This is a genomic window from Umezawaea sp. Da 62-37, assembly GCF_032460545.1.
In the GTDB taxonomy this organism is placed as follows: Bacteria; Actinomycetota; Actinomycetes; order Mycobacteriales; family Pseudonocardiaceae; genus Umezawaea.
Genome location: NZ_CP135965.1, coordinates 8,337,171 through 8,364,062 on the forward strand (window position 1 = coordinate 8,337,171; position 26,892 = coordinate 8,364,062).

Sequence of the window (26,892 nt, forward strand, 5' to 3'; positions counted from 1 at the left end):
CCGGCGTTGCGCACGTGGGATGCCTGGAGGTTCGACACGGGGTGTCTGGGGGTTCGACTCGCGAGGTGTTGAGCGGCGCGTGTCATGGGGTGGCGCGCGCCGCCTGGGTCAGGGGTAGCTGACGACGTAGGAGATCTGGTTGGCGAGGTTGGCGGTGGCGCCGACGTTGTTGATCACGTTGGTGATCGTGCCGACGCCGCCGAGCGATACCGCCACCAGGTCGCGGAACTGCACGCCGGGTTTGTTCGGCACCTCGAACCCGCGACTGGCGACGACGGCCGGGTTCGTCTGGAAGAACGCGTAGCTGCCCAGTCCCCACGCCTGGTGGGTGTTGACCGAGTCGGCCACCTTGTACGCGGCCCAGCCCTGGTTGCCGTTCCCGCTGCTCCACGACGCGTTGTTCGGCGGGTCGTAGGGCAGCTCGTTCTGGTAGAAGTACGTCTTGCCGCCGTTGCCGTTCCAGAGGGTCTGGTACTCCTGGTAGTGCTCGACGAACAGGCCGTACATGGTGACGTCGTTGCCGTTGACGACGAGCCCGTTGGCCGCGGTGTTCTGCGTCCAGCCGACGTTGGCGCCGTGGTCGGCCCGCCACAGCCACATGTGGTCGCCGATGACGTTGTTGCTGTTGACCTTCAGGCTGACCGTGGCCCTGCCGAGCGTGCCGGTGCCGCCGATGCGGATGAACACGTCGTGCAGGGACGTCGGGTTGGCCGCGTGGCTCGCGGACGAGCCGGTGGGGCCGACCTCGACGAGGACCGGCGAGTTGACCGGACCTGCGTCGACGAGCAGACCCGCGAGCTTGACACCGTCCACATCGGACACCTGGATGGCGGCGGAACCGCTGTCCGGCATCAGCGTGGCCAGGCCGAGGCCCAGCACGACGGTGTCGGGCCTGGTGACCTTGATGGACTCGCTGAGGTGGTGGACGCCGGGCGTGAACAGCAGGTTCCGGCCCGCGGCCAGCGCCGCGTTGATGGTGGAGGTCGGCGAACCCGGCTTCACCACGTAGAACTGGCTCAGCGAGATCGACGACCCGGCGGGAGCGCCCGCGCCCCACGTGGTGCCGCGCGAGTTGTTGCGCAGCGACGGGACGAAGACGTTGTAGTCACCGGAGCCGTTGATGTAGAGGAACGGCTTCTCCCGCACCTGCGGGGTCTGGTCGATGACGGTGTGCGAGGGGTTCGGGAAGTTCTGCGCCGGGGAACCGTTGGTGCCCTGGAACACCATGTTCCACACCGAGCCGTTCCAGCCGCCGTTGAGGTCGCTGTTGCGGGTGTAGAACTGCTGCTGCGAACCGGACACGACGACGCCGTCGATCTTCGAGTCGGCGATGAAACCGCCGCTCGCCCAGCCGTCGCCACCGTTCCACAGCTGGACCTGGCCGCGCAGGTGCATGCGGCGGTACGGCGCGGCCTGCGACACGGCCCAGCGCTCGATCTGCCCAGCGGGCAGGGTCACCGAGAGGTTCTCGGCGGAGCGCCAGAAGTTCTGCGTCGCGTTGCCCTTGTTGTTCGGGTTGTCGCCCTGCTGCAACCAGTCCGCCTCGACGCGCACGTGGCCGTTGAGGTTGACGTCGTCGGGGGACAGGCCCAGACCGGCGACCTGGGTGTAGAAGCCCAGGTTCACGTCGGCGTTGTAGCTGCCCGGCTTGAACAGCAGCGCGTAGCGCTCGGGGCCGAACTGGTTGGTGTGCTGCTGGTTCGCGACCGCCGTCAGCTTCGCCTGGATGTCGCCCGCGGGCGTGGACGGGCTGAACACCGACACGTTCGGGCCGAAGTCGGGGTTGCGCGGGTCGGTCACGGGCACGTCCACGGTGCCGCCGGTGGTGTTCACCGAGAACTCCCACAGGGAGTAGCCGTAACCCGTGCCGCGGACCGTGCCGAGCACGCGGACGTAGCGGCCGGTGCCGGTGACGTCCAGCGCCTGGTTGCCGCCGGTGCCGGTCGTGGTGCTGTAGACCGTCGTCCACGCGGACGCGTCGGCGGAGGTCTGGATCTGGAAGGACTTGCCGTAGGCGGCCTCCCAGTTCAGGCCGACCCGGCAGATGGTCTGCGACGAGCCGAGGTCGACCTGGAGGGTCTGCGGGTCGCTCGCGGTGCTCGCCCAGCGGGTGCCGGCGTTGCCGTCGACGGCGGCCGAGGCGGGCGTGCCCGCGTTCTCGGACGAGGACGCCACGGCGGGCTTGCCCTGCGCGGCGTTCGCCGAGCCGCACGCCGCGGGCGGCTGCGTCGAGCCCTGCGTGCCGAGGACCTGGAACTCCCAGAGGGAGTAGCCGTAGCCGGTGGCGCGGGCGGTGCCGAGCACGCGGACGTAGCGGCCGGTGCCGGTGACGTCGAGGGTCTGCACGCCGCCGGTTCCGGTGGTGGTCGTGTAGACCGACGTCCACGCCGAGGCGTCGGCCGAGGTCTGGATCTGGAACGACCGCGCGTAGGCGGACTCCCAGTTCAGCACGACCTGGTTGACGGTGGCGGTGGAGCCGAGGTCGACCTGCAACCACTGCGGGTCGGCGGCGGTGCTGGACCAGCGGGTGCCCGCGTTGCCGTCGACGGCGGCCGAGGCGGGCGTGCCCGCGTTCTCGGTCGACGACGCGGTGACCGCCTTGCCCTGGGAGAGCAGGACAGGCGCGGCGTTCGCGCTGGGGACGGAGTCGGTGGAGGAGAGGGTGCCGAGCAGGGTCGCCGTGGCGACGACCAGGACGGAAAGCCTGCGCAGGGAGCGTCGGCGTGGGGACGTGGGGGTGGGGACAGCGAGTCTCATGTTCCTGCCTGTCGGAATGAGGAGACGGCCTGGTGCCCGGAGGGAGGGCAGGGGGTGGGCGCAGCTGAGAGAGCGCTCTCTCGTTAGTGCGGAACCGGTCCCGGAACCGGTTCCATGGTGTGTGGTGGAGTTAACAGCGCCGAAATTCGAGCGTCAAGGTTCCGGGTGAAGTTTTGTGGACCGGGACGGGGGATGGGCCGAAGGTCGGTTGGGGCTTGGTGCGGATGGGGGTGCGGGGGCGTCCGGTCGGGGAAAGCGTTGGGGGATCGGGATGTTGTTTTTGGTTATGGGGGAGGGGTTGGGGCGTCGGGGGGTGGGTGTTGTGGGTTGTCGCCGGGTCTGGTTCGAGGCAGCTCGAAACAAGCCATCGGTGCCCGCCGTTCTCCGGGTGCGGCCGATTTGACTTGGGGCCCCTCTTTTCGGCCCTCGGCGGGCTTGAAGGGCAGGTGGTGAAGCCCTGCCCGCCGCCGCGAGGGTAGGGCCGAAAACCCCAAGTGAAATCGGCCGCACGAGGTGTGGGCGCGCTCGCCGCCGTCGTGGCCGAGCGGTCTTGTTGTCAAGGTGCGGACGCTTGGTTTTGACGTGCCTGATCCAGCTGCCTGTTGGCGTTGTGCTCGTGGGCCTGTTGCTCGGCCTGGCTCGGTGCTGGTGTTGCAAGAGTTCGCGTGTCTTCGTTGGTTGGTAATGCGGTCCTGTTGTGCCGCCGTTCGGCCGTTCTGCCTGGGCCGAACGGCTTCCGGTGTGCGCTGGGAGTGGCTCCGGGGGCGTCGGACCGTTGACGTAGCTGTAGCGCGTCTGTAACTCTTGCTCAACTCGACGCAAAAAATTTGCATGATCTTGGAAAATCCTGGCAGAGCTTCTTAATTCCGTCTGGACCACCGCTTACCGTCCCCCCTCGCCGACGACCGGCCGGATCCCTGTCCGTGGCCGGCAGCTCTTGCGGTGGTGTGTCCAGAGGTCTCCCTGCCATGTCCGCTCCCCCTGCAGAGAGGAAAGCGATGAGAACCAAAAGCCTGATCACGCGGCTCACCGCCGTGTTGCTCGCGAGCGGCCTTGTGGTGCTTGCCGGGCCGGGCCTTCCGGTGAACGCGGCGCCGGGCGCACCGGGGGCCGATGCCCTGGGTGCGCGGTTGGCCGCGGCCGCCGTCTCCATCTCGGCCAGCAGTTCGCACGGTGAGTACCCGGCGTCGAACGTGAACGACGGCAACCAGGCCACCTACTGGGAGAGCACCGGCGCGTTGCCGCAGTGGATCCAGGCGGACCTCGGGGCCTCGGTCGCGACGAACAAGGTCGTGCTGAAGCTGCCGACGGGCTGGGAGAGCAGGTCGCAGACGCTTTCCGTGCAGGGCAGCACCAACGGCAGCAACTTCTCGGACCTGGCGCCCTCCAAGGGGTACGCCTTCAACCCGGCGAGCGGGAACACCGTCACGATCGACATCGCCGCCACGACGATCCGGTACGTGCGGCTGAACATCACGGCCAACACCGGATGGGCGGCGGGCCAGCTGTCGGAGTTCGAGGTCTACGGGCCGTCGGGCGGTGACACCCAGGCGCCCACCGCGCCGTCCAACCTCTCCTTCACCGAACCGGGGACCGGGCAGATCCGGTTGGCGTGGAGCGGTTCCACCGACAACGTCGGTGTGACGGGCTACGACGTGTACGCCAACAACACGCTGCGCACCAGCGTCGCGGCCAACGTCCTGACCTACACCGACACGCAGCCGGGCTCCACGTCGGTGTCGTACTACGTGCGGGCCAAGGACGCCGCGGGCAACCAGTCGGCGAACAGCAACACGGTGACGCGCAACGGGACCAGCGTGCCCGGAGGCACGAACCTGGCCGTGGGCAAGGCGATCACGGCGTCCTCGTCGGTGTTCACGTTCGTCGCGGCCAACGCGAACGACAACAGCACCGCGACCTACTGGGAGGGCGGCGGCGGCGCGTACCCGAACACCCTCGCGGTCAGCCTCGGCGCGAACGCGGCGGTCGACTCGGTCGTGCTGAAGCTCAACCCGGACAGCTCGTGGGGCGCGCGCACGCAGAACATCCAGGTGCTGGGCCGTGAGCAGAGCGCTTCGGGCTTCACGAACGTGGTGTCGGCGGCGAACTACGTGTTCAACCCGAGCAGCAGCAACATCGTGACGATCCCGGTCGGCGGCGCGGCACTGTCCGACGTCCAGCTCCGGATCACCTCCAACACCGGCGCGCCCGCGGGCCAGATCGCGGAGTTCCAGGTGATCGGCGTTCCCGCGCCCAACCCGGACCTCACGATCACCGGTGCCTCCTGGTCGCCGGGCGCCCCGGTCGAGACCGACGCCGTCACGCTGTCGGCGGTGGTCCGCAACGCGGGCGCGGTCGCCTCCGGCGCCACGAACGTCAACTTCTACCTCGGCACGACGAAGGCGGGCACCGCCAACGTGGGCGCGCTGGCACCCGGCGCCTCGGCGACCGTGTCCGCCAACGTCGGCACCCGCAACGCGGGCAGCTACCCGTTGAGCGCCAAGGTGGACGAGGGCGGCGTCGTCGTCGAGTCCGACGAGACCAACAACAGCTTCACGGGCTCCACGTTGGTCGTGACGCCGGTCGCCAGCTCGGACCTGGTCGCGAACGTCGGCTGGACGCCGAACAACCCGGCCAGCGGCAACGTGGTCACGTTCTCCGTGGCCATCAAGAACCAGGGCACGGTCGCCTCCGCGGGCGGCGCGCACGGCATCACGCTCCAGGTGGTCAACTCCACCACCGGCGCGGTCGTGCAGACCCTGACCGGCTCCTACAGCGGTGCCATCGCCGCGGGTGCCACCACGGCACCGGTCACCCTCGGCACCTGGACGGCGGCCAACGGCAAGTACACCGTCAAGGTGGTGCTGGCCAACGACGCCAACGAGCTGCCGGTCAAGCAGCCCAACAACACCAGCGAGCAGCCGTTCTTCGTCGGCCGCGGCGCGAACATGCCGTACGACATGCTGGAGGCCGAGGACGCGGCCGTCGGCGGCGGCGCGGCGGTCATCGGGCCGAACCGCAAGATCGGCGACCTGGCGGGCGAGGCGTCCGGCCGCAAGGCCGTCACGCTGAACTCCACCGGCAGCTACGTCGAGTTCACCACCAAGGCGAGCACCAACACGCTCGTCACCCGCTTCTCCATCCCGGACTCGGCGGGCGGCGGCGGCATCAACGCCACGATCAACGTGTACGTGAACGGCACCTTCCACAAGGCGCTGCCCCTGACGTCCAAGTACGCGTGGCTCTACGGCGAGGAAGCCGGTCCCGGCAACTCGCCCGGTGGCGAGGCGCGGCACATCTACGACGAGGCCAGCATCACGCTCAACTCCTCGTTCCCCGCGGGCACCAAGATCAAGCTGCAGAAGGACGCGGCCAACACCACCAACTACGCCATCGACTTCGTCAACACCGAGCAGGTGTCGGCGATCGCGAACCCGGACCCGGCCAGGTACGCCGTGCCCGCCGGGTTCGGCCACCAGGACGTGCAGAACGCCCTGGACCGCGTCCGCATGGACACGACCGGCACCCTCGTCGGCGTCTACCTGCCCGCGGGCGACTACCAGACGGCGAGCAAGTTCCAGGTGTACGGCAAGGCGGTCAAGGTCGTCGGCGCAGGCCCCTGGTACACCAGGTTCCTCGCACCGTCCACTCAGGACAACACCGACATCGGTTTCCGCGCGGAGGGGACGGCGAACGGGTCGACGTTCGCGAACTTCACCTACCTGGGCAACTACACGTCCCGCATCGACGGTCCCGGCAAGGTGTTCGACTTCGCGAACGTGGCGAACATGGAGATCGACAACATCTGGGTCGAGCACATGATCTGCCTCTACTGGGGCGCCAACACGGACTTCGTGACCATCAAGAACTCGCGGATCCGCAACCTGTTCGCCGACGGCATCAACATGACCAACGGCAGCACGAACAACCACGTCGTCAACAACGACGCGCGTGCCACGGGTGACGACGCCTTCGCCCTGTTCTCCGCCATCGACGCGGGCGGATCGGACATGAAGGACAACATCTACGAGAACCTGACCACGACCCTGACCTGGCGCGCCGCCGGTGTCGCGGTCTACGGCGGGTACGCCAACACGTTCCGCAACATCTACATCGCGGACACGCTGGTGTACTCGGGCATCACGATCAGCTCGCTGGACTTCGGCTACCCGATGAACGGCTTCGGCGCCGATCCGCCCACCAAGTTCGAGAACATCTCGATCGTCCGGGCGGGCGGGCACTTCTGGAAGGGGCAGACGTTCCCGGCGATCTGGATCTTCTCGGCCTCGAAGGTGTTCCAGGGGATCCGGGTCAGCGACGTGGACATCGTCGACCCGACCTACAGCGGCATCATGTTCCAGACGAACTACAGCAGTCCCGGCAACCCCCAGTTCCCGATCAAGGACACGATCTTCACCAACGTGTCGATCTCCGGGGCGCAGAAGAGCGGTGACGCCTACGACGCGAAGTCCGGGTTCGGGCTGTGGGCGAACGAGATGCCCGAGGACAAGCAGGGTCCCGCGGTCGGCTCGGTGACGTTCAACAACCTGCGGTTGAGCAACAACGCGCAGGACGTCAAGAACACCACCTCCACCTTCACCATCGTCCGCAACTAGCGGACGGCGGGGACCACGACGGCCGGTGGGTGTCGGACTTCGACACCCACCGGCCGTTCCGGTCGTCGGTGAGGGCGGGACGCGGGGTCAGACGAGCGGGATGGACTCCGCGAAGTACTCGTGGCTGTCGGCGTTGCGCACGGCCTGGTCGGGGTGCTCCTCGGCCAGTTCCCGGCAGCCGGCCTGCCCGTACCGGATGTCCTCGGTGCCGCCGTTGACGGTGAAGTGGCTCAGCTCGTGGACGATCGTGCCCGCCTTGGAGTCCGTGCCGGTCGCCGGGGCGTTCCAGAACTGCGGGCAGAGGTACACCTCGGTCGGCCGGGAGGAGTACACGAAGGCGTAGTAGGAGTCCTCGCAGGACGGGGACTTCAGGTCGTAGGTGATCTTCGTGTTCGCCAGGTGCTTCCTGATCCTGGTGAAGTGGTCCGAGACCGTCTCGTAGCGCGCCGCGCGGTAGGCGCCGAACCACGTGGTGTACCGCTTCGGCGTCGTGTCGGGCGCGGGGACCGGCAGTTCGGCCTCGGCGTTGCCCGCGTACTCCCACGCCGTGCTGTGCGCCTTCCTGACCGCCGTCTTCTGCTTGTCGGTCCCGTTCTTGAAGGCGGGGTCCTTGGCCGCGCGGGTGTCGGACGGCCCCGCGTCCTGCCCCTCGTCCGGGAGGGTGGCGGCCACGGGCAGTCGCGGCGCGCCCCCGGCCACGACCTCGAAGGTCGTCGACACCTCGGGCAGATCGGCCCTCGTGAACTCCCCGAGGGCGCGCGCGGCCGGTGCCGAGGCGGTGCGGGTGATCACGTCCCGGAGGTGGGTGTCCAGCGTGGCCGTGTAGGTGCCCGGCTCGGTGATCGCGTAGGAGGTCGACACGTCGATCGTCGAGTGCAGCGACTCCCCGGCCCTGACCAGCAGGTAGGACGACCCGTCCGGGTCACCGCGCTTGATCCTCCTGCCCTGGTAGGGCAGGTCGCCGGTGTCGCCGCTGACCCGGAGGTAGTCGAGCACCTCCCGGTCGGGGTTGTCCAGCGGGGTGTCCCACGCCAGCACGGACTGGTCCTCATCGGACGCGTTGTGCAGGCCGAACGCGAGCGTGATCGGCTCGCCGAGGCGGTACCGGGGGTTCGCCGTCAGGGTCGCCGAGAACCGGCCGGGTTCGCTCACCGGATCCTTGCCTTGTCCTTGTTGCGCGGTGGTCGGGTGGAGAGGTGGTGCCGCGTTCGCGGGCACCTGCCCGACCACCAGGAGCGGAACGACGAACGCCGTCACTACTGCGGCAGCCAAGGTTTTCACCTTCGGGACTCCTCACGGCGGAAGGCGGAGAGCGCCTTCGGGATTCGGCGGAACGTCACCGCCGACACCGACCAAGGGTCGACCCGCACCCGCCGGATGTGGAAGGGCACTCATCACTTCGACCAGGCCTCTCACGCGATCGCGTGAGCACGGCGACTTGCGGTGACTCCGCGGACGGTCCCGAAGGGGTGCGGGAGCACTCGATGGTGACCCGCGGTCCAGGACGCGGTGACGCGCGGATCACCCCGCTCCGGGGTATGGAAGCGGGGTGTCCGCGCGTTGCACCCACCGAACCGGTTCTCCCCCTACCCGAGGAGCGTTATCCCGATGTCAGCTGCGCCCGCGACCCTGACGATGTACTCGACCTCATGGTGCGGCTTCTGCTCCAGCCTGAAGAACCAGCTGAAGCGCGAGGGCATCGAGTACGTCGAGGTGGACATCGAGCGGACCCCCGGTGCCGCCGACTTCGTGATGAGCGTCAACGGCGGGAACCAGACCGTGCCCACCCTGCACTTCCCCAACGGCGAGACCTTGACGAACCCCTCGATCGCCCAGGTCAAGTCGCAGTTGAACTGATCGCCGGATCGGTCGCCGGGCTCGGGGGCCGTCCCCGCGCCCGGTGCCCTCCGAGCCTACGAAGCGCGCGGTGCGCGGTGGAAGTACCAGGATCGGCCCGACCGGACAGGGCCAATGACGGTCCGGTCACGCGAACGCGCGGCGCATCCTGGCCAGTCCCTCGTCCAGGGCCCCGGTCTGCACGAGCCCGTAGCCGAACACGAACCCCTGGCGCGGCACCCGGTCCACGCCGCACAGCGCCATGGTGTGCAGCGCGACGCCCGACGAGGCCGCGCGGGCGGTGATGGCCGCGTCCTCGCCCGGCACGTCGGACCGCAGGTACGCCGTCAGGTGCAGCCCGGTCGCGCTCGTGATGGGCTCCAGGTGGTCGGCGAAGTCCTGGTCGAACGCCATGGACATCCGGTCGCGGCGGGTCCGGTAGACGCGCCGCATCCGGCGCAGGTGCGCGGCCAGCAGCCCGTTGTCGATGAACTCGGCCAGCGCGCCCTGCACGGGGCTGGAGGAGTGCCAGTCGGCGAGGTGCTTGGCCTTGCGCAGCGCGGAGTGCAGCGGCGGGGGAGCGACGCAGAACCCGACCCGCAGCGTGGGCAGCAGGACCTTCGAGAACGAGCTGACGTACACGACCCGGCCGGTCCGGTCGAGCGCGTGCAGGGGCTCCACCGGGCGGCCCGTCCAGCGGAACTCGCTGTCGTAGTCGTCCTCCAGGATCACCGCGTCGGCCCGTTCCGCCCACTCCAGCAGCGCGAGCCGCCGGGACAGGGACAGGGCGTGGCCGAGCGGGAACTGGTGCGACGGGCTGGTGTACACCAGCCGCGCCGCTTCGGGCAGTTCGTCCACCACGAGGCCCTCGGCGTCGACCGGCACGCCGACCAGCCGCACGCCCATCGCCTGGAACAGCCGCTTCACCGGCGGGTAGCCGGGGTCCTCCACGGCCACGACGTCACCGGGTTCGAGCACGACCCTGGCGATCAGGTCGACGGCCTGCTGCACGCCCGCGGTGACCATCACGTCGGCCGCGGTCGCCCGGACCGCGCGGGACACGCCGACGTGCCGGGCGATCGCCTCCCGCAGCCCGGCGTGCCCCATGGGTTCGCCGTACATGCCGAGTTCCGTGCCCGAGCCGCGCAGCTGGTTGGCGAGCAGCGCGCGCCAGGTGGCGAACGGGAAGTGCGTCGCGTCCGGCATTCCGGGGCGGAAGTCGAACTCGCGGGTCATCGCCGACAGGTCCGGCGGGTCGGGCATGGCGTCCCACATCGGCCGCGGCCGCAGCGGCGACGGGCGCGCCTCGGGTTCGCGGGCGCCGCGGAACGGCAGGTCGCTGACGAACGTGCCGACGCCCACCCGGCTGGTGAGGAAGCCCTCGGCGGCCAGCTTCTCGTAGGCCGCGTTGGCGGTGTTGCGGGAGACCTGGAGCGCCGCCGCCAGCTCCCTGGTCGGCGGCAGCGCCTCACCGGGCCGCAGCAGCCCGTCCAGGATGGCGGCGCGGACCTGCAGGTAGATCTGGGCGGTCAGGTCGCGCCGCCCGTCCAGGCTCACATGCAGGTCCACGCCGGTAATCAGACCAGCGTCAAGGCGTACACCTCGACACGGGGGTCGTTGGGCAGGGTGACCGACTGGAGCACCTTGGCGCGGTCCACGGGCAGCGCCTGCCCGAACAGCCGCACCGGCGGCCCGTCGACACCCTGACCGGCCTTGATCCGGTGCGGCATGTCGAGCACGACCGTGCTGCCCGGCGGGGTCGACCCGGCCCAGTCGCCGACGGTGACCGGCACCTCGGCGCTGCTGCCGTCGGAGTACCGCACGGTCAGCGCCACCGTCACCGGCCCGTTGTGCGAGGCCGCGACCAGCTTGGCGCTGGTGTAGTTGCCCTGCGGCAGCAGCACCGCCTGGCCGCGGGTCTCGACGAAGTTGTCCGCCGTGCCCGTGGGGTCCGGCGTCGAGTAGGTCACGCCGCCCCACACGACCTTGCCCGCCGCGGGCAGCAGCGCGCCGTCGTAGCTCCAGCCGCCGCCGTCGAAGTTCCCCTGCGCCGACTCGGCGACCGTCGCCGCGCCGTCGTGGTTGCGCTCGCGGGACAGGTCGACCGCGCACTGCCCGTCGACCACGGTCGCGCAGTTGCCCGCCGTCTTGATCTCGACGGTGGTCGTCCTGGTGACGGTGCCGGCCGTGGCCTGCACCCGGTACGTACCGGCGGGGGTGTTCGCGGGCACGGTGACCGGCACGGTGACGGTCTTCTGCACCGGCAGCCGCTTCGACTCGATCAGCAGCGGCGAGCGCTGCACCGTCACGCCCCAGCCCTGGGGCACGACCACCTTCAGCGGCACCGAGAGCGTGCCGGGGGACTGGCCCAGCACGTCGAGGTTCAGCGTCACGGTCTGCGCCGCCGCCTTGGTCGGCACGATCACCGACGCGGGCCGCAGCGAGGCGTCCACGTGCTCGCGGCCGTCGGCGGGCGCGGAGTTGATCGACGGCGGCTCGGCACCGGCCTGCGTGCCCCACGAGGAGGGCGTGGAGCCGACCTGGTGGGCGAGCGTGCCGCCGCGGGCGAGCGACTTCCAGTCCAGCCAGGTCTTCGTCTGGTTGGCACCGTTGAACTTCAGGCTCCGCACGTACCGGTTGGCGTCGCTGACGCCGGGCGCGGTCACGGTGAGCGTGCCGCCCTGCGACGACGCGTACGATCCGATGTGGACGGTCGCCGACTCGAACTGCGGGCTGGACAGCGCCATGAAGTCGCCGCCGCTCATCGTCGGGTACATCCCGAGCGAGGAGAACACGTACCAGGCCGACATCGTGCCCAGGTCGTCGTTGCCGGTCATGCCGTCCGCGCCGGTGGTGAACAGCGTCATCGCGGCCCGCACGACGGTCGCGGTCTTGGCGGGCGCGCCCGCCCACAGGTACACGTACGGCGCGAGCAGGTCGGGCTCGTTGTTCGGGTTGTACGTGGGCTTGCCGTAGTAGTCGTAGGGCTGGGTGATCCAGTCGGTCCGCGCGGTGCCCGCCGGGTCGGTGAGCAGCTTGTCGTAGACGAAGAAGTCGTCCAGCCGCTTCTCGGTCGCCGTCTTGCCGCCCATCAGCGCGACGAGGCCCTTGGGGTCCTGCGGGACGAGCCACTGGTACTGGTAGGCGCCGCCCTCGTGGAACTGGTGCGAGGCCTCCACCGGGTCGTAGGGCGCCAACCAGGTGCCCTCCTTGGTGCGCGGCCGGAACTGCGAGATCGAGGAGTCCCACAGGTTGCGGTACCACTGGCCGCGGCCCGCGAACGTGGTCGCGTCCGCGGCGTGCCCGAGGCCCTTGGCCATCAGCGCCAGCGCCGCGTCGGCGGCGGAGTACTCCAACGTGGCCGACGCCGGGTGCACGCAGTCGTTGTCGCCGCCCTTGTGCGCGCAGTCCGTGCCGACGGTCAGGCCGGACGGGATGTAGCCGCGGTCGTTGTAGTACTCGACGCCGGAACGCCCGTTGTACGGCGAGTCCGCCGGCGGCAGGCTGGTCGCGTTCTCGCGCAGCAGCGCGTACGCCTCCTCCTCGTGCCCGGCCAGCAGCCCCTTGGACCAGGCCTCCACGAGGAACGGCGTGACCGGGTCGCCGGTCATGATGTTGGTCTCGCTGTTCGCGAGCGCCCAGCGCGGCAGCCACCCGCCGTCGCGTCCGCTGGCCACCAGCGACAGCGCGACGTCGCGTGCCACCTCGGGGCGCAGCATCTCCAGCAGCTGGTTCTGCGGCCGGTAGGTGTCCCACAGCGAGAAGTTCTGGTACGGCGTGTACCCGTCGGCGGTGTGCACGGCCCCGTCGAAGCCGACGTACCGGCCGTCCACGTCACCGGCGACGTTCGGGTGCAGCAGCGAGTGGTAGAGCGCGGTGTAGAACGCGGTCCGCCGCTCGGTGGTGCCGCCGCCGATCTTGATGGAGCCGAGCTGCCCGACCCAGGAGTCGTGCAGGCGCTGCCGCACGGCGTCGAAGTCGTAGTCGGTCGTCTCGGCGGCGAGGTTCTTCCGCGCGCCCTCGGCGCCGGTGTAGGACAGCCCCACCTTCACCACGACGTCGCGGTCGGCGTTGGCGTCGAACGTGACCCACGCGCCGTTGCCGCCGGTGCCCGCGGCGTCCCGGTTGCCGCCGGTGGTCGTGGACCCGCGCCAGGTGCCGAACGAGGCGAACGGCCGGTCGAACGTGGCCGTGAAGTACACCGTGTGCTCGTCGTGGCCCGCGCAGAACTGGCCCGCCCGGACGCGCCCCTCGACCGTCCGGTCGCCGACGACGTGCACCTCGGAGTCGAACACGTTCTGGTTGGCCTTGCCGGTGTTGAAGAGGATGTTCGCCGCGCCGGTGGCCGGGAAGGTGTGCCGCTGCCAGCCGGTCCGCGCGGTCGCGGTGAGTTCGGAGTCGACGCCGTACTTCGACAGCCCGACCCGGTAGTAGCCGGGCGCGGCCTCCTCGTCGGAGTGCGAGTACGGGGACTTGTAGACGTTGGGGTCGACGCTGCCCACCGCGCCGGTGGTGGGCATCATCGGCAGCTCGCCCGCGACCCCGCAGCCGACGCCGGACAGGTGCGTCTGGCTGAACCCGTAGATCGTGCCCTGCTGGTAGTCGTACCCGCCCTGGCCGCCGGTGTCCGGGCTGACCTGCACCATCCCGAACGGCGCGCTCGCGCCGGGGAAGGTGTTGCCGGAGTTCTGCGTCCCGACGAACGGGTTCACCAGCGTCGTCGGGTCGTCCTCGGGCGCCGCCGACGCGGGCGGAGTGGCGAGCACTCCCGCCACTAGCGCTCCCGCGAGCACCGCCGCGACACGGGTTCGTCTGCTGCGCACCAGGATCCTCCTAGTTGACATCGTTGTCATGCCCCACAGTTGCCGCCTTGGGACGCACCGTGTCAGGAGGGGTGACCGGCTGTCAACGACTCGTCGCGGAACCGACCGGACAAAAGCGGACAGGCCGTTGACCGTTCGTTTCCGGGCGAACCGGGCTCGCCCCCGGCGCGGGAGGGCGCTCCGCTCGGCACGCCCGCGGAACCCGTCTCACGCGCCGCCGCCGTATGGCTTGGTGATGATCTCCAGCGCATGCCCGTCGGGGTCGTCGAAGTACACGCCCCGGCCGCCGTCGCGGGTGTTGATCCGCCCCTCGCCGCGGTGGCCGTGGTCGGACCAGTAGGTGACGCCGAACTCCCGGACGCGCCCGAAGATCGCGTCGAAGTCGTCCTCGTCGACGAGGAACGCGTAGTGCTGCGGGGTGATGTCCCCGCGCACGTCCATGAAGTCGAGCGTCGTGTCCCCGTCGGTCCGCACCGCGATGAAGGGACCGAACGGCGTCGGCGCGGGCAGGCCCATCACCGACGCCAGGAACTCCGCGGAGGCCCGCGCGTTCCGGGCCGACACGATCGTGTGGTTCAACCGCACTGCCATGCTGGTGGATCCCCTTCGTCGTCCTCGTGGAACCGACGAGCGTAGAACTTCGAGCGCGGTGGAGGTCAACGCGAATCCGTTCCTGTCGGTGCCCCCTCGTAGGATCTGCGGGCATGGTGACCCCCGACATCGGAACCGATCCGAGCGAAGCCCGGCAGGTGCTGCACCGGGTGTTCGGCTACGACGCGTTCCGCGGCAGCCAGCAGGACGTCATCGAGCACGTGGTGGCGGGCGGCGACGCGCTGGTCCTGATGCCGACAGGCGGCGGCAAGTCCCTCTGCTACCAGATCCCCGCGCTGGTCAGGGCGGGTGTCGGTGTGGTCATCTCGCCCCTGATCGCGCTCATGCAGGACCAGGTCGACGCCCTGCGCAACGTGGGCGTGCGCGCGGGCTTCCTGAACTCCACGCAGAACCCGGACGAGCGCAGCATGGTCGAGTCCGAGTTCCTCGCGGGCGAGATCGACCTGCTGTACCTGGCGCCGGAACGGCTGCGCCTGGAATCCACCATGCGCCTGCTCGACCGCGGCAAGGTGTCGCTGTTCGCGATCGACGAGGCGCACTGCGTCGCCCAGTGGGGCCACGACTTCCGCCCGGACTACCTGGCGCTCTCGGCCCTGCACGAGCGCTGGCCGGACGTGCCGCGCATCGCGTTGACGGCGACGGCGACCGAGGCCACGCACGCGGAGATCGCGACCAGGCTGAACCTCAAGGAGGCCCGGCACTTCGTCGCCAGCTTCGACCGCCCGAACATCCAGTACCGCATCGAGCCCAAGAACGAGCCGAAGCGGCAGCTGCTCGACCTGCTCAAGACGGAGCACGCGGGCGACGCGGGCATCGTCTACTGCCTGTCCCGCGCGTCGGTGGAGAAGACCGCGGACTTCCTGGTGCAGAACGGGATCCCGGCGCTGCCCTACCACGCCGGGCTGGACTCGCGGGTGCGCTCGACCAACCAGTCCCGCTTCCTGCGCGAGGACGGGCTCGTGATGGTCGCGACCATCGCGTTCGGCATGGGCATCGACAAGCCGGACGTCCGGTTCGTCGCCCACCTCGACCTGCCGAAGTCCGTCGAGGGCTACTACCAGGAGACCGGCCGCGCGGGCCGCGACGGCCTGCCGTCCACGGCCTGGCTGGCCTACGGGCTCCAGGACGTGGTGCAGCAGCGGAAGATGATCGACACCTCCGAGGGCGACCAGGCGCACCGGCGGATGCTCGGCAAGCACCTCGACGCGATGCTCTCGCTCTGCGAGGCGGTCGACTGCCGCCGCACCCGCCTGCTCGCCTACTTCGGCCAGGAGGGCACGCCCTGCGGCAACTGCGACACGTGCCTGTCACCGCCCGAGTCGTGGGACGGCACCATCCCCGCGCAGAAGCTGCTGTCCACGGTGTACCGGCTCCACAACGAGCGCAGGCAGAAGTTCGGCGCGGGCCAGGTGATCGACATCCTGCTGGGGAAGAAGACCGCCAAGGTCATCCAGTTCGACCACGACTCGCTGACCGTCTTCGGCATCGGCGCGGACCTCCGCGAGACCGAGTGGCGCGGGGTGGTGCGGCAGCTGCTGGCGCAGGGGCTGCTGGCCGTCGAGGGCGACTACGGGACCCTGGTGCTGACCGAGTCGAGCGCCGAGGTGCTGGGCCGCAAGCGCGAAGTGCTGCTGCGCCGCGAGCCGGAGAAGGCGCGCGCGTCCCGCCCCGCGAAGACTTCGAAGGCCGCCGCCGCGGTGGTGGACCTGCCCGCCGAGGCCGTGCCGGTGTTCGAGCGGCTGCGGGCCTGGAGGGGCGCGACGGCGAAGGAGCAGGGCGTGCCCGCCTACGTGGTGTTCCACGACGCGACGCTGCGTCAGGTGGCCACGCTGGGTCCGTCGACGTTGGAGGAGTTGGGCACGGTGAACGGGGTGGGGGAGAACAAGCTCGCCAAGTACGGGCAGGGGATCCTGGACGCGTTGGCGGAGTGAGGGTTTCGGCCGGTGCCGGCCAGGTGGGGTGAAGACCGCCTGTGGTGTGGTCGATGTGACTTGGGGCCCCTTTTTCGGCCCTCGGCGGTCTGAAAAGGCAGGTGGTGGAGCTCCTGCCCGCCGTCGAAAGTGTAGGGCCGAAAACCCCAAGTAAATCGACCACGGTTCGTGTTCGGCCTGCTTTTCAGCGGCTTGAGCGGGTCGGGGGTGGCTGCACGGGGGCGGTTGCCGTGTCGTTCGTGCACCGCGAGTTGGTGTGGGTTCCTTGCTGGCTGTCGGTCACGCGGTCGCGGTTTCCCCGTAGCCGAATTCGGGGATGTCGCCGGAGAGCAGGAATTCGGCGGCGCCCTCGGTCAGCTTGGCCATCTCGGCGGAGCGGGGGAGCATGACCTGCTCGTAGGCGTGGACGGCCTCGGCGACGGTGTCCGCGTGCGCCAAGGCCAGTGCGAGGTCGTGGGCGTCGAGCATGGCGAGGTTGACGCCGATGCCGACCGGGGGCATGAGGTGGGCGGCGTCGCCGAGGAGGGTGGCGGTTGGCCGGTGGTCCCAGGTGTGGGGTGAGGGCAGGGTGAACAGCGGGCGGTCGACGTAGGGGCCGTCGTTGTCGGTGAGGAACCTGCGCAGTTCGGGAGCCCAGTGGGCGTACTCGTCGAGCAGGTGGGCGCGGATGCCGTCGGTGTCGCCGATGGTCAGGCCGGTCGCGGCGATCCAGTCGACCGGGACGCGCCGCATGACGTAGACCCGGATGTGGTCGCCGCTGTTGCGCTGCGCGAACACGCCGCGGTCGCCGTCGGCCGCGGCGGCGCTGCCCGCGCCGACCAGTTCGGCGATCTCGGGGTGCCGGTCCTCGACGTCGCTGAACCAGGCCTCCAGGAAGCTCACGCCGGTGTAGCCGGGCGTGGCGGGCGAGACGGCGCGGCGCACCTTGGAGAACGCGCCGTCGGCGCCGATCACCAGGTCGGCCTCGACGGTCGTGCCGTCGGTGAAGCGGAGCAGCCGCGGCCCGTCCTCGGGGCCGTCGACCGAGTCGAGGGACCGGCCCCAGCGCACGGTTCCGGGTTCCAGCGAGTCGAGCAGCATGGTGCGCAGTTGGCCGCGGTCGATCTCCGGTTTGAAGAGGTCGTCGGCGTCCGGGACGCTGTGGAAGATGACCTTCCCGGTCGGGTCCATCTGGCGCATCTCCTGACCCTCCGGGCGCGCCAGCTGGAAGAACCGGTCGATCAGGCCCGCTTCGCGCAGGGCGAGCTGGCCGTCGTCGGCGTGCAGGTCGAGGGTGCCGCCCTGGTCGCGGGCGTCCCGGTCGGGGTCGCGGTCGTGGACGGTCACCGCGATGCCGTGCCGTTGGAGGATGCGGGCGCAGGTCAGTCCGCCGGGTCCCGCGCCGATGACGCTGATCCTGGCGCGGGTGGGTGCTGGTGAGTTCATGGTCGTTCCCCTTCGACGGCGTGGTGCTGTTGCCATCCCAGAAAAGCAGACCGAGTTCAAAAGTGCAACCGTTCAACTTTGTGTTCTGTTGCACCTTTGGGGTAGGCTGGGGACATGACCCAGCCCCCAGTCGGCCGCCGCGAACGCAAGAAGGCCGCCACCCGGCAGGCCATCGCCGACGCCGCCCTCCGGCTCTTCCTCGAACGCGGCTACGACCAGGTGGGCATCCGGGACGTCGCCGACGCGGCGGACGTGTCGACCACGACGCTGTTCAAGCACTTCACCGGCAAGGAGGCCCTGGTGTTCGACCAGGACGGGGACCAGGAGGCGGGGCTGGTCGCGGCGGTGCGCGACCGGGCCGACGGGCAGGGCCTCGTCGACGCCCTCCGCGAGCACGTCCTGGCCACCTGGCTGCCGCTGGCCGCGGATCCGCAGCTGTCGGAGTTCGCCGCTCTGGTGGACTCGACCCCGGTCCTGCGCGAGTACTCCGAACGCATGTGGACCCGGCACACCGACGCGCTCGGCGCCGCCATCGCCGACGAGGTCGGCGTGGACCACGACGACCTGGCGTGCGCCACCCTCGCCCGGTTCGTGCTCGAGGTGCCCGCCCTCACCAGGGGCAGGGAGGACCGCCGTGCCGCGGTCGAGACCGTCTTCGACGTCCTCGCCCGCGGCTGGACGCCGCCCGAGCGCTGACCGCCCTACCCGACGATCCGCCGGATCACGTTGATCGACCCGATGTCGTCGATGTTGGCGATCTTCACCGGCACGCCCTCGGTGGCCGCGTGCACCGCGCGCACGTTGTCCACGGCCATCGCCACGTGCGACTGCCCGGAGTAGTAGATGATCAGGTCGCCCGCCTGGACCTCGCCGCGCGACACCGAGCGCCCGGTGGTCGCCTGCGTGTAGGTGGTCCGGGGGATGGTCACGCCCGCCGCCCGGTAGGAGGCCTGCGTCAGGCTCGAGCAGTCCCAGGAGTTCGGCCCGTTCGACCCGAACACGTACGGCTTCCCCCGCTGCGCCAACGCGAAGTCCAACGCCGCCCCGGCCGCGCCCGCGGGCGTGTCGACCGAGGTCGTGTCGCCGCGGTCCGCCAGCACCGCCCGGTCCGACGAGCTCAGCGAGTTGTACTGCGTCCTGGCCGTGTTCACCTGCGACACCAGCGCCACCCGGCGGTCCTCGATGTCCGTCACGAGCTTCGTGGCCGCCGCCGACGCCTCGTTGGCCCGCTTCTGCGCGTCGGTCGCCCCGGCCTGCGCCGCCGACGCGTCGGCCAGCGCTCCGGACAACGCGTCCAGCGCCGCGGTCTGGTCGGCCGCCATCACGTTCATCGCCGACATCCGGCTGAGGAAGTCCTGCTGCGAGGAGGCCGTCAGCATCGCCGACAAACCGGTGAACCGCGCCCCCTCGAACGAGGCCTCGGTCAGCAGGTCGACCTTGCCGCGGAACTCGCCTTCGGCGGCGGAGGCCTTCTCCAGCGCCGATCCGGCCGTGGCGAGGTCCTGGTTGGCGCGGTCGAGTTCGCCCTGCTTCCTCTGCCGGTCCTCCTGCGCCCGCAGGTGCTCCTCGTTGAGGGCCTCCGCGTCGTGGGTCAGGTCGGTGTACACCTTGAGCGCCTCGGAGGCGTTCGCGGGCAGCACCGGATCCGCTGTCGCCTGCGTCGGGGTGACGATCAAGGCGGCCACGACCACCGCCGCGGCCAGTGCTGCTCGGGTGGTCCGCTTGCCGGGGAACGACGTCATACCCGGCCCTACGGGATGCGGGGTCCGCCGGTTCACTATTCGTGTGGAAGGTTTCCGAAGTGCTTGACCGTTTTGTTCCGGGTCGCTAACGTGGCTGGTCTAGACCACATGAACAAGTGATCACCTGGATCCGCTGACCAGCGGAAACTCGTGTCCGGACTAGCCCGTGTCAATTCCGCCGCGTTGACACGGAGTGGATCACGTACCGCTGCACCGGGTTCCCACCCTGCGGTGGGAGGCGCTCCTGAACCGCTTCCCACCTGGGAACAGCCGTTCATCCCAGAGGAGCTGTCATGAGTTTGAGGAGCAAGCTGGCCGCGGCGGCGGTCGCCATCGGTGTCGCGCCCCTGATCGTCGTCCTCGCACCCGCGGGCACGGCGAGCGCGCACGGGTACATCTCGTCCCCGCCGAGCAGGCAGGCGAACTGCGCCCAGGGCCGCGTGCAGAACTGCGGTGACATCGTGTGGGAGCCGCAGAGCGTGGAAGGCCCGAAGGGCGCGACCAACTGCCACGGCAACAACTCGCGGTTCTCGCAGCTGAGCGACGAGAGCAAGGGCTGGCCCGCCACGTCGGTCGGCGGCACGGTCACCTTCAACTGGGTGCTGACGGCGCGCCACGCCACCAGCACCTGGCAGTACTTCATCGGCGGCACCCGCGTCGCCGAGTTCAACGACGGCGGCAAGCAGCCGGGCGCGACCGTCAGCCACACGGTCAAACTCGGCGGGAAGACCGGTAGGCAGAAGCTCCTCGCGGTCTGGAACATCGCCGACACGACCAACGCGTTCTACTCCTGCGTGGACCTGCAGATCAACGGCTTCGCGGCGGGCGCGAACGCACTGGCGGCCGTTTAGCCAGTGGGAAAGGGCCCGCGTTCCGCGCCGGAGCGCGGGCCTTCCGCCGCCCGTTCCCCTTGCCGTGGAGGACTTCCGCCATGAAGCGCCACCCGTTCGCCGCCCTCGTGGCGGCCGTCCTGCTGCTCGCGGGCTGCGGTGCGACCGCCGAACCGAAGGGGCAGGACGACCACAACGCGGCCGACGTGATGTTCCTCCAGATGATGCTGCCGCTGCACGCGCAAGGCCTCGAGCTGACGAGGATCGCGAAGGAGCGCACCACCAGGGCCGAGGTGCGCGACATCGCGGGTGAGCTGGACGCCGTGCAGCGCACCGAGACCGAGAAGATGACCGGGTGGCTGACCGGCTGGTCGCAGCCCACGGCGATGAACGGCGACCCGTCGGCCCACGAGCACCACGGCGGCCTGCACCAGACGAGCCCGGCCGAGATCGAGGCGCTGGCGAAGGCGCCCGAAGCCGACTTCGACACCACGTTCCTGAACCTGATGACCGGACACCTGCACAACTCCGTGGAGCTGACCAGGTCCGAGATCGAGGGTGGCTCCAATCAACAGGCCAAGGACCTGGCGACCACGATCCGCGAGTCGCGCGGCAAGGAGATCGCCAGGCTGCTCAGCCTGGTCGGTCAGCTACCGGCCCGGTGAGCCACCGCTCGCGCGACGCCCACGCCAGCAGCGTCGACGGGCTCTCGAACCGGCGTGGCGCGCCGGAGATCGGATCGGTGAACGACAGCACCTTCGCCAGCAGCTGCAACGGTTTCCGGTAGTCGTCGAGCGCGGTCTCGGTCAGCACGGGGTAGAAGTCGTCACCCAGGATCGGCACGCCGAGCCCGTTCATGTGCAGCCGGAGCTGGTGCGTCCGCCCGGTCTTCGGCAGCAACCGGTATCGACCCAGCCCATCGCGGTGCTCGACCAGTTCCACCAGGGTCTCGCTGTTCGGCGGCCCGTCGAGCTCCTGCGCCGTGATGACGCCCTTCTCCTTCACGATGCGGCTGCGCACCGTGCGGGGCAGTTCCAGCGCGGGGTCGTGCGGCGCGATCGCCTCGTACTCCTTGTGCACCACCCGATCCCGGAACATCGTCTGGTACGCCCCGCGCCGCGCCGGGTTCACGATGAACATGATCAGCCCCGCGGTCACCCGGTCCAGCCGGTGCGCGGGCACCAGGTCCGGCAGGCCCAGTTCGCGCCGCAACCGCACCAGCGCCGTCTCCACCACGTGCTTGCCGCGCGGGATCGTCGCCAGGAAGTGGGGTTTGTCCACGATCAGCAGGTCGTCGTCGCGGTGCACGATCCCGATCTCGAACGGCACCGCCACCTCCTCCGGCAGGTCCCGGTGGAACCACACCGAGGAGTTCGGCACGAACGGCGCTCCCGGCGCCAACGGCCCGTCCATGTCCACGATCCGGCTCTCGCGCAGCATCATGTCGATCCGCGCCGGGTCCACCTTCGGCAACCGCTCCACCAGGTGGTCCCGCAGCGTCGCCCACGGCCCCTCGGCGGGCATCCGCAGCCGTGCGGGGTCGAGCCCGTGCCGCTGCGCCAGCGGCGGTTTCTGCTTGCGTCTCATCAGAGTGGCAGCGTAGGCGGGACGCGCGCCGCGGCACGCGCCCGCCCCGGTCCCCGCGGCGCACCGGACCCGCTTGCCCCCGGACGCGCGTCCGGTGCGCGGGGAAGTGGTGGAAATCGTGGTCGCATTGGTCGCGCCCAGGTCTTTTCCGCGCTTGGCGGACGAATCTTTTCAAGATCGACTGGTTCACGTGCATAAACATTCCGAACACCCTTGAAATGGGCATGTCGAAACCCCTACCGTTTGCCCTCTCCAAAGGCGCCGCCGCGACCCACGGAAGGGACGAAGATGTCACGACTGCGTTCTCGGGTGCGCGTACTCGCACTCGCGGCGGCCGCACTCGCCGGAATGGGAGTTGTCGGTGCGCCCAGCGCACAAGCGCAGGTCGAGTCGGGGAGCTGGATCTCCTACTCGCCTTCGTACACGCTCCAGGAAAGGGGCTGCGGCACCGCCAGCGGCCTGACGTTCAAGCTGACCTGCTCCACGGCCAGCGGTGACCAGCGGGCCGAACGGCGCTACGCCAACTACTCCGGCAGCGCGGCCCGCCAGTTCGAGGGCACGTTCAAGGTGACCAGCCTGGCGGGCACCCGGATCAGCCTGAAGCAGACGTTCAACGACTCCGAGCCCGGCCCGTACTACATGCTCGCGGTCGAGCGCGGCGGCAGGCTCTACGCGGTGGAGGGCGGCACGACGATCGCGTCCGGCGCCACCGTCGGCACATCGGTGCGGGTCAACACGGTGCACCGCATCGGGAGCAGTCACAAGACGTACATCAACGGCTCGTTGAAGTACACGACCTCCAGCCCGGGCGGGAACTTCTACGACAAGTTCGGGGCGTACCGGACGAGCAGCGGTCAGGGCCCGGCCACCGTCGTGTGGAGCGGCGTCAAGTTCTGGCACCTGTAGGTCCCCAGAGCCCTGCCGTCCCGTCGTGCCCGCACCGGCGGGGCGGCAGAGCCCCCTCCTCACCCACCTGGGCCGCCCGTGACGAAATTCCAGATCCTGCCCGCGCTGCTGTTCGCCTGCGCGCTGGCGGCGTGTTCGGCGGAATCGCCCGGATCGCATTCCGCGGCCGAGGTGACCGCGACCCTGGATTCACCGCTGAACGCCACCGTCACGTGGCACGAGAACGATCCGAGCGCCGCGGGCCACGCCGTCGAATTCGCCACCGAACCCGGTGGCGAGTTCACCACGCTGGAGTTCGCGCCGCCGTCCCGCGACTCGTACCGGCACCCGGACCTCATTCCCGACACCACGTTCTTCTACCGGGTGAGGACCTATTTCGGACCCGCGACCGAGAATCGCGACATCACGCTGCCCCCTGGCGAACTGGACGACGCCACGCAGGCGACCGACCACCAGTGGATGGTCCCCACGACCGTTCCCGGCCCCGCCGTGCGCACCGCGTCGATCCGCGCGTCCGCCGACGGCGCTCCGACCGATCTCCGGGCGACGGTCATGCACGCCAACGGGATCCGGTTCACCTGGACGGACCGCGCGTCGGACGAGGACGGGTTCCTGCTGGAGGTCAAGGCGGCCGGTGCCGCCGACTACAAGGCCGCGGTGGTGCTGGACCCGAACACCAACTCCGCCGGTCTCATCACGCTGCCGGAGGAGAAGTCCGCCACCTACCGCGTCCGCGCGTTCTACTGGGGCGCGACGTCGAACGTGGCGACCGTGAAATCCGGTGCGGATCCGGACGCCCGCTGACAACCCCGATCACGTCGCTCCGGATCATGTCGAACGGATGTTCCGGAACATGCGAATCGGGTGTGCCGTTTCGTGGAAGCCGCCGATTCGCGAACCGCCGGTGAGCGCCGCCGAGAACCGACCGCGGGGCGGCAAGATCATTCGACGGCGCCGTTCTCCGGCTCCTTCTCCTCACCGCGCTTGCGCAGGAAGTTGAATCCTGGAATACCGAGGATCGCCTGGCGCACGTCGTTCGTGACTTCCAGGAGCTGGTGGATGTCGGGGCCGACCTTGTCGAGCGTGACGAGGATCGGCAGGACGTCCGAGATGATGTGCTCGGTCAGGACCGGGAGCTGGTCGACCAGCTTGATGGCGGCCTCGATCTCCTGCGGCGACAGCTCGTCGACGAACCGCTTCAGCAGCGGCATGGCCCTGCGGACCAGCGGGGAGTAGGCCTCCAGCAGTTCGTGCGCCGTGCGCGCCGTGGAGTCGGCGGTGGCGACGACCCCGGTGGCCTGGTTGGTCACGTCCACGACCTCGGTGATGACGGCCTCGGCGGCCGTGGAGACGCGGCGGGCGTCGGCGACCACGACCTGGGCCGCGGACGACACCACCCTGGCCTGCGCGACGACCGCCTCCACCTCGCCGACGAGCGCGCCCGCCCGCTGGATCAGGTCGTCGGCGCGGGTGACGACGCCGTCCACCCGCGTGACCAGGGTTTCGGCCGAATCCAGCAGTCCCAGCACCCGGCCGGGGACGGCGGCGACCGCGACGGCGGAGTCGACCGCCCAGCCGACGGTCGACTTCGCGAAGCCGAACAGCTCACCGGGGGCGGGCAGACGCATTTCCATGCGTCCACTCTGCCCTACGCGGCGCTGATGGACAGTTCTTGATCGCCGAGAGGGGCCTTCGGGCGGTGCGGGCGGTCGTGCGGCCGGGTGTGCGGCCGATCCGGGTGGAGGTGCTGGTGGGGGCGGTTCGCCATCCGTGGTGGAAGTGCCGTCGATCGTGTGCGGCGCGTAGTCGGGCGTCTTGAAATATGCGAGGTGGATGTTCTTCTCGCCACCGTTGTGCAGTTCGGGTGAGGTGGGCGCGGGTGGGGTGGCGTCCCGTGCGGAGTCGATCCGGAGTCGGTCCAGGTCGATCCGGGGTGTTGGGGCGAGTCCGTCGGGGTCGAGTCGGTGGGTGGGGGAGCTGATAGGTGCGCGAGGGGCTGGAGATGCCTGTGTTCCGGCTGTGGAAAAGGCGGGTGGTTCGGCCGGTCGGGGTGGGGTGCCGGTATTCGTGTCCGGCGGTGTGGATGCGGTTGGTGGGCAGGAGGATGGGGATTCATGTCCGCGTCGAGGGGATTCGTGGGAAGTGGGGGTGGTGCGGGGTGTTCGGAATGTTGTGGGGCTGTCGTTCGGTGATTGTTCCGATGTTGCGTGGTGGAGGGTGGAATTCGTCGTGCGGGGGTTTTCGTGTCGTGGTGCGGATGGGGGTTGGTCGCGAATCGGTTGTGTGGTCGAGGGTTTCAGGGGTGGGTGTCGGGGCGGTGTGCGCGCCTTGCGGGAGGGTGTGTCGCAAAGCGGTTCGCGGTTCCTGCGGGGGGATTCGCACACGTAGGGGTTGGTGGTGGAGGTGGGGCGTCGCTGCCGTCCGGGTGGGTGCGGTGGTGGCTGGCTGGGCTGTGGGGCGCTTCATGGAGTGTGGTGCGCCGGTCTTGTCCGGTGTCCCTTTGGTGTTGTTCTTGGGTTTTTCGGTGGGGTGGTGGGTGTGGTGAATCAAATCGTTGGGTGGGGTTCTGGGGTTGTTCCGGGTGGTGCTCTGCTTGGGTCCGCTTGTAGTTTGTCGTGCTAATTGGTTGATGGGGTGGGGTGGCGTCTGGGAATGTGCGGTGGACGGTGGTCCGCTGTTCTTCGGAGGTCGGATGCGGTATTTCGGTGGGAGGGTTTGGTGACGCTGTTTTTTGCGTGGTTCGTTTGAGGATCGGGTTGGGAGTGGTCCACCATCTGGGAGCGCGGTGGCGTTGGGCCTGTCGGGTGGTGGGGTCGGTGGGCTGTCTCGTGCGGTGCGGGTGGGCGTCGGGGATAACGGTTGCGCTCGAACGGGTGACGTTTGGAGCGACTCCAAACTTCGGCTGGTGTGGTCGTTGACTTTTTTCCGGTACCGGACTATTAACTGCGTTTGGTTTGGTATTGTCGTGACATTCCGCCCGTTCGACTCGTTGTGAGGTTCGACCCATGGCCCAGAAGGTTCTCGTCCAGCTGATCGACGACCTGGACGGCACGAGCAGTGAAGACATTTCCACGGTGCAGTTTTCACTGGATGGTGTTACCTACGAGATCGACCTGAATGAGGCCAACGGCGCGAAGTTGCGTGATGGTCTGGCCAGTTTTGTGGCCGCCGCACGGCGTACCGGTGGTCGCGCGAAGCGCGGGACCGCCACGGTCGTGGGGGGCAAGCCCGCCGGTGAAGGGCGGAGCAAGGAGCAGACGCGGGCCATCCGCGACTGGGCGAAGGCCAACGGGCACGAGCTGGCGGACCGGGGTCGCATCCCGGCAAGCGTCGTGGACGCGTTCGAGTCCGCTCACCGCTGAGCTGACCTGTGTGCGGGAGCCCCGGGGCTGTGGCCCTGGGGCTCTTTCGTGTTTGGGGGTCCGGGGTTGGGGTCCGGGGTTCGGCGTGTTGGGGGTGGGGTGGGGAGCCCGGCCCCCGTGTGCGCGATTGTCTCAATGCCCTGCCCTAGTTTGTCAAGGCGGGAAAGATGCCTTGACAAACTAGGGCAGGGCAGGAGGGCGCTGTGTATCGGGGGCAGGGGGAAGTCTGGCTCCGCCAGCATCGGCTCTGCCGACTCGGGCACCTCGCTGCGCGTCGGCAGGGCATCGGGCTTCGCCCGACTAGGGCACCTTGCTGCGCGTCGGTAGGGCGGAGGGCGCTCCGCGCCGGATGCGGGGGAGCGGCTGCGCCGATGGGGCATCCTGGGCTGCGCCTTCGGGCGGGCATCCAGGCTTCGTCGGGTGGGTGTTGGTTCTGCTGGTGCGGTGTTCGGGGCGGGGTGGGCT

Annotated in this window: 18 protein-coding genes; 9 read left to right on the forward strand and 9 right to left on the reverse strand. The window is 69.6% G+C overall.

What is annotated here, in order from left to right:
- Nucleotides 1-108 precede the first annotated feature (108 nt).
- The gene (locus RM788_RS38580; protein WP_315924482.1) at nucleotides 109-2,757 is read right to left on the reverse strand and encodes a pectate lyase-like domain-containing protein; all 2,649 of its coding nucleotides are present in this window, start codon (nucleotides 2,755-2,757) and stop codon (nucleotides 109-111) included.
- 998 nt (nucleotides 2,758-3,755) lie between these two features.
- Between RM788_RS38580 and RM788_RS38585 the strand changes: the two genes are divergently transcribed.
- On the forward strand, nucleotides 3,756-7,373 hold the full coding sequence (locus RM788_RS38585) for a discoidin domain-containing protein (protein WP_315924485.1): 3,618 nt from the start codon (nucleotides 3,756-3,758) through the stop codon (nucleotides 7,371-7,373).
- Nucleotides 7,374-7,460: 87 nt separating this feature from the next.
- Here RM788_RS38585 and RM788_RS38590 read toward each other — a convergent pair whose 3' ends face one another.
- Nucleotides 7,461-8,654 (reverse strand): M35 family metallo-endopeptidase, encoded by a 1,194-nt coding sequence (locus RM788_RS38590; protein ID WP_315924487.1) that lies wholly within the window; start codon nucleotides 8,652-8,654, stop codon nucleotides 7,461-7,463.
- 327 nt (nucleotides 8,655-8,981) lie between these two features.
- Between RM788_RS38590 and RM788_RS38595 the strand changes: the two genes are divergently transcribed.
- The gene (locus RM788_RS38595) at nucleotides 8,982-9,230 is read left to right on the forward strand and encodes a mycoredoxin (protein WP_315924489.1); all 249 of its coding nucleotides are present in this window, start codon (nucleotides 8,982-8,984) and stop codon (nucleotides 9,228-9,230) included.
- 126 nt (nucleotides 9,231-9,356) lie between these two features.
- On the opposite strand, the gene RM788_RS38600 is transcribed toward RM788_RS38595, so the two are convergent.
- The 3 genes from RM788_RS38600 to RM788_RS38610 all read right to left on the reverse strand — a co-directional run bounded on the left by RM788_RS38600 (nucleotide 9,357) and on the right by RM788_RS38610 (nucleotide 14,623).
- Complete coding sequence (locus tag RM788_RS38600) at nucleotides 9,357-10,778, reverse strand: MocR-like pyridoxine biosynthesis transcription factor PdxR (RefSeq protein ID WP_315924491.1); 1,422 nt, start codon at nucleotides 10,776-10,778, stop codon at nucleotides 9,357-9,359.
- An 8-nt stretch (nucleotides 10,779-10,786) separates the two neighbouring features.
- Nucleotides 10,787-14,032, reverse strand: coding sequence for a GH92 family glycosyl hydrolase (locus RM788_RS38605; RefSeq protein ID WP_399341391.1), 3,246 nt, complete (start codon nucleotides 14,030-14,032; stop codon nucleotides 10,787-10,789).
- Nucleotides 14,033-14,239: 207 nt separating this feature from the next.
- Nucleotides 14,240-14,623, reverse strand: a complete 384-nt coding sequence (locus RM788_RS38610) for a VOC family protein (protein WP_315924495.1) — start codon at nucleotides 14,621-14,623, stop codon at nucleotides 14,240-14,242.
- Nucleotides 14,624-14,736: 113 nt separating this feature from the next.
- Here RM788_RS38610 and recQ point away from each other — a divergent pair, with 113 nt between their 5' ends.
- A complete protein-coding gene (recQ, locus tag RM788_RS38615) occupies nucleotides 14,737-16,575 on the forward strand; it encodes a DNA helicase RecQ (RefSeq protein WP_315924497.1) in 1,839 nt (612 codons plus the stop codon).
- Nucleotides 16,576-16,854: 279 nt separating this feature from the next.
- On the opposite strand, the gene RM788_RS38620 is transcribed toward recQ, so the two are convergent.
- Entirely contained in the window at nucleotides 16,855-18,000 is a 1,146-nt protein-coding gene (locus tag RM788_RS38620; RefSeq protein WP_315924499.1) for an FAD-dependent oxidoreductase, read from the reverse strand.
- A gap of 114 nt (nucleotides 18,001-18,114) precedes the next feature.
- Between RM788_RS38620 and RM788_RS38625 the strand changes: the two genes are divergently transcribed.
- Nucleotides 18,115-18,696: a TetR/AcrR family transcriptional regulator gene (locus RM788_RS38625; RefSeq protein WP_315924501.1), complete on the forward strand. Its 582-nt coding sequence runs from the start codon at nucleotides 18,115-18,117 to the stop codon at nucleotides 18,694-18,696.
- Between the two features lie 5 nt (nucleotides 18,697-18,701).
- Here RM788_RS38625 and RM788_RS38630 read toward each other — a convergent pair whose 3' ends face one another.
- Nucleotides 18,702-19,742: a C40 family peptidase gene (locus tag RM788_RS38630; protein ID WP_315924503.1), complete on the reverse strand. Its 1,041-nt coding sequence runs from the start codon at nucleotides 19,740-19,742 to the stop codon at nucleotides 18,702-18,704.
- A gap of 293 nt (nucleotides 19,743-20,035) precedes the next feature.
- Between RM788_RS38630 and RM788_RS38635 the strand changes: the two genes are divergently transcribed.
- Both RM788_RS38635 and RM788_RS38640 read left to right on the forward strand, forming a co-directional pair.
- A complete protein-coding gene (locus RM788_RS38635) occupies nucleotides 20,036-20,593 on the forward strand; it encodes a lytic polysaccharide monooxygenase auxiliary activity family 9 protein (protein WP_315924505.1) in 558 nt (185 codons plus the stop codon).
- A gap of 80 nt (nucleotides 20,594-20,673) precedes the next feature.
- Complete coding sequence (locus RM788_RS38640) at nucleotides 20,674-21,237, forward strand: DUF305 domain-containing protein (RefSeq protein WP_315924507.1); 564 nt, start codon at nucleotides 20,674-20,676, stop codon at nucleotides 21,235-21,237.
- On the opposite strand, the gene RM788_RS38645 is transcribed toward RM788_RS38640, so the two are convergent.
- The gene (locus RM788_RS38645; RefSeq protein ID WP_315924509.1) at nucleotides 21,206-22,159 is read right to left on the reverse strand and encodes an RluA family pseudouridine synthase; all 954 of its coding nucleotides are present in this window, start codon (nucleotides 22,157-22,159) and stop codon (nucleotides 21,206-21,208) included. The two genes, RM788_RS38640 and RM788_RS38645, sit on opposite strands and share 32 nt — an antisense overlap.
- Nucleotides 22,160-22,507: 348 nt before the next feature.
- On the opposite strand from RM788_RS38645, the gene RM788_RS38650 reads away from it, so the two are divergent.
- Nucleotides 22,508-23,065, forward strand: a complete 558-nt coding sequence (locus RM788_RS38650; protein ID WP_315924512.1) for a hypothetical protein — start codon at nucleotides 22,508-22,510, stop codon at nucleotides 23,063-23,065.
- 78 nt (nucleotides 23,066-23,143) lie between these two features.
- Complete coding sequence (locus RM788_RS38655; RefSeq protein WP_315924514.1) at nucleotides 23,144-23,869, forward strand: fibronectin type III domain-containing protein; 726 nt, start codon at nucleotides 23,144-23,146, stop codon at nucleotides 23,867-23,869.
- A gap of 137 nt (nucleotides 23,870-24,006) precedes the next feature.
- Here the strand turns inward: RM788_RS38655 and RM788_RS38660 are convergent, their stop codons facing one another.
- Nucleotides 24,007-24,699 carry a hypothetical protein gene (locus tag RM788_RS38660; RefSeq protein WP_315924516.1) on the reverse strand — a complete coding sequence of 231 codons (693 nt, stop codon included), beginning with the start codon at nucleotides 24,697-24,699 and terminating at the stop codon, nucleotides 24,007-24,009.
- A gap of 1,371 nt (nucleotides 24,700-26,070) precedes the next feature.
- On the opposite strand from RM788_RS38660, the gene RM788_RS38665 reads away from it, so the two are divergent.
- Nucleotides 26,071-26,427: a histone-like nucleoid-structuring protein Lsr2 gene (locus RM788_RS38665; RefSeq protein ID WP_315924518.1), complete on the forward strand. Its 357-nt coding sequence runs from the start codon at nucleotides 26,071-26,073 to the stop codon at nucleotides 26,425-26,427.
- Nucleotides 26,428-26,892: the final 465 nt, after the last annotated feature.

Bases quoted from the DNA above. Each gene is read 5' to 3' on its own strand.
- RM788_RS38640 (WP_315924507.1), top strand. From the start codon at position 20,674: ATGAAGCGCCACCCGTTCGCCGCCCTCGTGGCGGCCGTCCTGCTGCTC.
- RM788_RS38585 (WP_315924485.1), top strand. From the start codon at position 3,756: ATGAGAACCAAAAGCCTGATCACGCGGCTCACCGCCGTGTTGCTCGCG.
- RM788_RS38645 (WP_315924509.1), bottom strand. From the start codon at position 22,159: ATGAGACGCAAGCAGAAACCGCCGCTGGCGCAGCGGCACGGGCTCGAC.
- RM788_RS38665 (WP_315924518.1), top strand. From the start codon at position 26,071: ATGGCCCAGAAGGTTCTCGTCCAGCTGATCGACGACCTGGACGGCACG.
- RM788_RS38630 (WP_315924503.1), bottom strand. From the start codon at position 19,742: ATGACGTCGTTCCCCGGCAAGCGGACCACCCGAGCAGCACTGGCCGCG.
- RM788_RS38625 (WP_315924501.1), top strand. From the start codon at position 18,115: ATGACCCAGCCCCCAGTCGGCCGCCGCGAACGCAAGAAGGCCGCCACC.
- RM788_RS38660 (WP_315924516.1), bottom strand. From the start codon at position 24,699: ATGGAAATGCGTCTGCCCGCCCCCGGTGAGCTGTTCGGCTTCGCGAAG.
- RM788_RS38610 (WP_315924495.1), bottom strand. From the start codon at position 14,623: ATGGCAGTGCGGTTGAACCACACGATCGTGTCGGCCCGGAACGCGCGG.
- recQ (WP_315924497.1), top strand. From the start codon at position 14,737: ATGGTGACCCCCGACATCGGAACCGATCCGAGCGAAGCCCGGCAGGTG.
- RM788_RS38580 (WP_315924482.1), bottom strand. From the start codon at position 2,757: ATGAGACTCGCTGTCCCCACCCCCACGTCCCCACGCCGACGCTCCCTG.
- RM788_RS38635 (WP_315924505.1), top strand. From the start codon at position 20,036: ATGAGTTTGAGGAGCAAGCTGGCCGCGGCGGCGGTCGCCATCGGTGTC.
- RM788_RS38620 (WP_315924499.1), bottom strand. From the start codon at position 18,000: ATGAACTCACCAGCACCCACCCGCGCCAGGATCAGCGTCATCGGCGCG.
- RM788_RS38650 (WP_315924512.1), top strand. From the start codon at position 22,508: ATGGGAGTTGTCGGTGCGCCCAGCGCACAAGCGCAGGTCGAGTCGGGG.
- RM788_RS38595 (WP_315924489.1), top strand. From the start codon at position 8,982: ATGTCAGCTGCGCCCGCGACCCTGACGATGTACTCGACCTCATGGTGC.